6 protein-coding genes are annotated in these 5,611 nt (G+C 62.8%); 2 read left to right on the plus strand and 4 right to left on the minus strand.

Annotated elements, in window-relative coordinates; translation table 11 throughout:
• The 4 genes from EOL86_11650 to EOL86_11665 form a co-directional block, all read right to left on the minus strand.
• A partial coding sequence (locus tag EOL86_11650) for an ATP-binding cassette domain-containing protein (GenBank protein ID NCD26228.1) occupies window positions 1–296 on the minus strand: 296 nt, incomplete at its 3' end.
• Window positions 289–1,236: a branched-chain amino acid ABC transporter permease gene (locus EOL86_11655; GenBank protein NCD26229.1), complete on the minus strand. Its 948-nt coding sequence runs from the start codon at window positions 1,234–1,236 to the stop codon at window positions 289–291. The genes EOL86_11650 and EOL86_11655, both read right to left, overlap by 8 nt.
• A 19-nt stretch (window positions 1,237–1,255) precedes the next feature.
• Window positions 1,256–2,137 carry a branched-chain amino acid ABC transporter permease gene (locus EOL86_11660; protein ID NCD26230.1) on the minus strand — a complete coding sequence of 294 codons (882 nt, stop codon included), beginning with the start codon at window positions 2,135–2,137 and terminating at the stop codon, window positions 1,256–1,258.
• A gap of 61 nt (window positions 2,138–2,198) precedes the next feature.
• The gene (locus tag EOL86_11665; GenBank protein ID NCD26231.1) at window positions 2,199–3,338 is read right to left on the minus strand and encodes an ABC transporter substrate-binding protein; all 1,140 of its coding nucleotides are present in this window, start codon (window positions 3,336–3,338) and stop codon (window positions 2,199–2,201) included.
• 490 nt (window positions 3,339–3,828) lie between these two features.
• Between EOL86_11665 and EOL86_11670 the strand changes: the two genes are divergently transcribed.
• Together EOL86_11670 and EOL86_11675 are read left to right on the plus strand one after the other, a co-directional pair.
• Window positions 3,829–4,293, plus strand: a complete 465-nt coding sequence (locus EOL86_11670; protein ID NCD26232.1) for a CesT family type III secretion system chaperone — start codon at window positions 3,829–3,831, stop codon at window positions 4,291–4,293.
• Between the two features lie 36 nt (window positions 4,294–4,329).
• A partial coding sequence (locus EOL86_11675; GenBank protein NCD26233.1) for a hypothetical protein occupies window positions 4,330–5,611 on the plus strand: 1,282 nt, incomplete at its 3' end.

A 5,611-nucleotide genomic window follows, 5' to 3' on the forward strand; every position in this document is an offset into this window, starting at 1 on the left:
TTTTCCAGAACCGTCATGTTGGAGAAAATTTCCAGATTCTGAAAGGTGCGGATCATGCCGTGCCGGGTGCGGACATGGGCCGGGGCCGCGGTGATGGCCACGCCGTCGAAAATGATCTCCCCGCCCGAGGGGCCGACCATGCCGGAAATGACATTCAAGAGCGTGGTCTTGCCCGCGCCGTTGGGGCCGATGATCGCCGTGATCGCGTTCGCCTGGGCCTCGAAATCGACGGAGCTCAGGGCCTGCACCCCGCCGAAACGCACGGACACGCCCGCGCAGCGCAGAATGCTAGCCATGGGCGGCCCCCTTCGCGCGGGCCGCGATCCACGCCCAAAGGCGGTTCCAGCCTCCGGCCAGACCGTCGGGCATGAACATCATGCTCAAAATAAGGATCAGGCCAAACAGCAGGATCTCGACGTTTTCAAAGGCGCGCAAAAATTCCGGCAGCACGGTGATGAAAAACGCGCCGACAATGGCGCCGGGAATGCTGACCATACCGCCCAGCACGACCATGACGATCAGCTCCACCGAAAACGTAAAGCCAAAGGACGCCGGCGCGATGAAGGTCAGATAATGGGCGTAGATCGAGCCGGACGCGGCCGAGAAAACGGCCGAGAGCACGAAAACGAAGAGCTTGTGGTTGGCGATGTCCACGCCCATGGCCTGGGCTGCCTTTTCCGAGGTATGCAGGGCGCGCAGGGCCCGGCCCAAACGGGAGTGGATCAGATTGAAGGACAGCCAGACCATGACGCACAAAATCACGACCACGAAACGGTACAAGGCGATGTCCCTGGTCAGTTCCCAGCCGAACAGGCTCAGGCGGGGAATGCCGACAAACCCGGCCGGACCGCCGGTTATATCCACGGTTTCCGTGAAGAGGATGGACAGAATGATGCCAAAACCCAGGGTGGCCATGGCCAGATAATGGCCTTTGAGCTTCAGGGACGGCAGGCCCACCAGGGCGCTGACCACGGCGGTCAGACCGACGGCGGCCAGCATGGACCAGCCCACGGACAACCCGACCGTGGTACTCAGGTAGGCGCTGGCATAGGCGCCCAATCCGTGGAATCCGGCGTGGCCCAGGGAAATCTGCCCGGCGTGACCAACCAGCAGGCACAAACCCACGGCGTTCATGGCGTGCAGACAGCACAGGATGAGCACGGTCAGGTAATAGTTGTTGGGCAGAATGAGGGGCACGGTCATGAGCAGGAAAAAAAGGCCCGCCAGCCAGCGCATGTCCTTGCGATATGTCACGTTACACCCGCTTGAAATCCTTGCGGCCAAAAAGGCCCGAGGGTTTGACGAAAAGAAGGACGAGCAGGATGACGAAAGCCAGGGCGTCCTTGTAGGCCGAGGACACGAAGCCCGCGCCCAGGGATTCGAGCACGCCGAGGATGATCCCGCCGGCCGCGGCCCCGAAAGGGTTGCCAAGCCCGCCCAAGATGCAGGCCGCGAAGCCCTTGAGGCCAAGCATGACCCCGACATCGAAGGACGTCAGCGTGATCGGGGCCAAGAGCACCCCGCCCACGGCCCCGACCAGGGCGGAAATCATGAACGACAGCCGCACCATGCGCGGCACGCCGATGCCCACCAGCGAGGCGGCCTTGGCGTCGTAGGAACAAGCCAGCATGGCCTTGCCGTGGATGGTTGCGGAAAAAAAGAGCTTCAATCCGCTCAGCAGCACCAGGCTGACTCCGAGCACCCACAGGGTCTGGGGCATGATGGCCGCGCCCAGCACAAGGATCGGCGCGCTGCCGGAAAAGGGCTCCAGGGCGTGGGTGTCCTTGCCCCAGACCAGCATGGCCAAGCCCCGGATGAGGATGGACACGCCGATGGTGATGATGATCAGGTTGATGGGCGGGCAGTGCCGCACCGGCCGGATGGCCAGCCTCTCGACCAGGGCCCCGATCAGGGTCGCGCCAATCACGGCCAGAACCACGGCCGCGGGTTCGGGCAGGCCAAGGGCCGCCATGAAAGAGACGCTCATCATGCCGCCGAGCATGACAAATTCGCCCTGGGCAAAATTGATGACGCCGGTGGTGTTGAAAATGATGGTGAAGCCCAGGGCCGTCAGACCGTAGGTGCTGCCCAGGGTCAAGCCGGTGACGAGATATTGAAGCAGGGTTGATGGGTCCATGTCATAATGCATGCCAATGCCGACGGATCGCTCCGCCGGCACTGGCAACGCGAGGAGGATGTTACTGCGTGACCTTCCAGGTGCCCTTCTCGATGGTGACCATGATAAAGGCCTCCTCATTCAGGCCGTTATGGTCTTCGGGAGTGTATGTATAGACACCCGTGGTTGCCGGAAAAGCGGCAATTTTCTCCAAATTGTCCCGGATGTCGGCCGACTTGGCGGACGTGCCCTGGGCAATGGCCTGAATCACCAGCTTGAAGGCGTCGTGGGCATAGCCGCCAAAGGACGAAATTGGGGCGTTGAACGCCTTGGCATAGTCGGCGACATAAGCTTCCAGGGCCTGTTTCTGCGGATGATCGGCCGACAGCTGCTCCACGGCCACCAAGCGGCCGGCCGGCAGAATCAGGCCTTCGGCGGCCTCGCCGGCCAGTTCGATGAACTTGTTCGAAGCCACACCATGGCTCATGTACAGCGGCGTTGTCAGGCCGAGTTGGGCCCGGTTACGGGCGACCACGGCCGGGCCGGGGTTGGTGCCCCAGCAGATGATGGCGTCGGGAGCGGCGCCCTTGATCTTGGTCAGCTGGGCGGTCATGTCCGTGTCCTTGGGGCCGTAGACCTCGTCGGCCACCAGGGAAAATCCCTGGGCCGGAACCAGTTCCTTGAGCACGGCCCGACCGGCCTGGCCGTAGCCGTCGGACACGGTCAGGATGGCCAGTTTGGCGTATCCCTTGGCCTTGGCGTCCAGCAAAATCCTGGACACGGCGTGGCGATCCAGCTGCGGGGTATTGAACACCCAGGGGTTGACCGGGTGGACGATCTTCTCGGCGGCGGCGCAGGACACCAGCGGCACTTCGGCGGCCGCGAAAAATTTGGCGATGGCCAGGGTGTTGCCGGAAATGCTCGGCCCGATGACCACGGACACGTTGTCCTGATCCAGCAACTTGCGCGCGGCCATAACGGCCTTGTTCACGTCGGACTCGTCGTCGTAGACGATGACCTCGACCTGCTGACCGTTGATGCCGCCCTTGGCGTTGAGCTGGTCTTGCAGCATGAGCAGCGTGTTTTTCTCGGGCTCACCCAGAAAGGACGCCGGACCGGTCACGGACAGAACCGCGCCGATCTTGATGGCATCCGCGGCCAGAGCAGGCGCGGCGAACAGCAGGGACAACACAAAAGCTCCGACCCAGCGCGTCGCTCTCATGGAAACCTCCGAAATAAGGATGTTGCAAAAAGACTCTCCGATATATCACGGATAATCGATAGTCGATATTTCATACCGGCAACACCGTGTCAATCCGGAACCCACGGCCCTTGCCGGTCCTCCGCCATCGGAACCCGAGTGGTCGTGACCGCCCAAAAAGGAGTGCGCGGGCGCTCCCGACCCGCCAACTCCCCAACCCCGTCACGCTTTTTCCCAGGCGTTCGTGGAAACGGTTTTTTTGGCTCCTGGTTTTTCCTTTTCCTCGAAGAAAACAAAATATATAGAACAAAAACCACGATACCGGACGGCCATGCGTCGCCAACAAAAGTGCCGTGCATGCCAATTCAGTTCTCATCATGACTGTTCCAGATGCACGCAAGGCACAATAAAGTACATCAGATCGGATGGATACAAAAATGGGCCGATCTTTGCTTGATAACGCCAGGGATATCACCATCCACACCCAACATCACAATCACAAGGAGCGCACATGCACCTCGATATCATGCACAACGCACAAGGCATCATGGACTACATCAACGCATCCATTGGCGGTGATGGACTGAAACTCGACGAAAACGGCGTGGCTTCCCTGGCCATCGAGGACGACATCGTCTGCCTGTTCTGCGTGCTGGAAGCCGAACGGGAACTGGTCACGACCCTGTATCTCGGCCGCGCGGACAAATCCAACGCGGACCTGCTCTATGAAATGATGTGCGGCAACTACATGGGCGCCTACACGGGCGGCGGCACCATCGGCATCGACGCCGAGGAAGGACTCGTGGCCCTGCACCAGCATTTTCCCCTGCCCGTGGAGGAACCGGCCTGGATCGAGGAGCCCCTTTCCGCCCTCATCGGCGCGGCCCGCTACTGGCGCGACAAAATCCGCGCGGCGGCGGCTCCGATCGGAACCGGCGCGCCGGAAATGGCCGCGAGCGCCTTTATCCGCGTTTAGTTCTTCCCCGCGAACGAGCCAGAAGGAGAAATATCCATGCCACTTGTCATCCCCCCACATCTCGCTCCGCCCCAGGACATGGGACAGGGCGTCCAGGCCCAGGGACAGGTCCAGGGGCAGGCGCCCCAGCCCGGCATCAATCCAGCCCAAATCGGCCAGGTACGCCAGCAAGGCCGCCAGGTCACCGGCCAGCAACCGCTCCGCAGCCTCGGGCCAAGCATGTCCACGGCCCGTCAGGACCTGGAACGGGCCACGCGGCAATGGATCGGCGCCACGCCGCGCGGTGCCGTCATGCCCAAAACCCTGGGCGTGACCATGCCGCCCCTGGGCAACACGGTGCAGATCGACTCCAAAATGGTCGAGCACGAAATCAACGCCCTGCCCCAGGGGCAACGCCAGGACGCGGTGCGCGACATGCCGCGCGTCCTGCGGGAGCGCATCAACAACGGCCACCGCGTCTGGGCCGGCGTCAGCAACGGCACCCTGCACGGTCCGGCCAGCATGGAGGACGTGCGCGACCTGATGACCTTTCTCCTGGCCAAGGGCATGGAAAAGGGCGACGGATTCAGCGAGGGCGCGTTCAACATTTCCGACCCCGGCCACCAGCTGCGCGACTTTCTGGATTCCTGCCCCGAAGTCTATCAGCGGCCGTCCTCGCACATCGAGGGCTTCCAGCAGGCGCCGGGAGGCAGCCATCGCGGCATCGATGCCCACGGCGGCGTGACCCTGCCCTACGGCAAGGCCACCCTGCTCTACGGCGGCATGAGCGCCGGGGTTCAAGGGTTGGGACAGGACCGCCTTTTTCTGAAAACCGAGGAGCACGGCTGCCGGCTGTCCGCGCGCTGGACGCCCAACCGCGACCCCAATATCCACGACCGCCCCGCGCGCCTCGGCGACGTCGGCCAGTTTCTGGGCCACGCCATGGGCTTTTTCCGCACCGTGCTGCGCGGCATTTCCGGCGGCCGGCTGTTCCCCAACGCCACGGATTCCCGCAAGGAGCGCCTTCCCGGCGATGTCTCCAAAAGCTTCAACGCCATCCTCAAAAATCTGGACCGCTCCGGTCAGGCCGAAATCGCCGGCATCCTGCGCCAAAACGAGCCCCTGGCAACGTCCCAGGGCATCCGCGTCATGGTCGCCAACCTGGATCAGGCCCTGGCCAGACAGGATCTGGATCAGCCGACCCGCGACGCCATGCAGCGCCTGCGTGGCGATCTGGCCACGCGCTTCGATCACCTCGACGTGCGCATTGGCAATGAAGTGATCCTGGATCAGGCCGAACTGGCGGGCACGCCACCCCAGGCCTCCACCACGGAGCTCA

It is taken from the genome of Deltaproteobacteria bacterium, from assembly GCA_009930495.1.
Classification (GTDB): Bacteria; Desulfobacterota; Desulfovibrionia; order Desulfovibrionales; family Desulfomicrobiaceae; genus Desulfomicrobium.

Bases quoted from the DNA above. Each gene is read 5' to 3' on its own strand.
- EOL86_11660 (NCD26230.1), bottom strand. From the start codon at position 2,137: ATGGACCCATCAACCCTGCTTCAATATCTCGTCACCGGCTTGACCCTG.
- EOL86_11665 (NCD26231.1), bottom strand. From the start codon at position 3,338: ATGAGAGCGACGCGCTGGGTCGGAGCTTTTGTGTTGTCCCTGCTGTTC.
- EOL86_11670 (NCD26232.1), top strand. From the start codon at position 3,829: ATGCACCTCGATATCATGCACAACGCACAAGGCATCATGGACTACATC.
- EOL86_11655 (NCD26229.1), bottom strand. From the start codon at position 1,236: ATGCGCTGGCTGGCGGGCCTTTTTTTCCTGCTCATGACCGTGCCCCTC.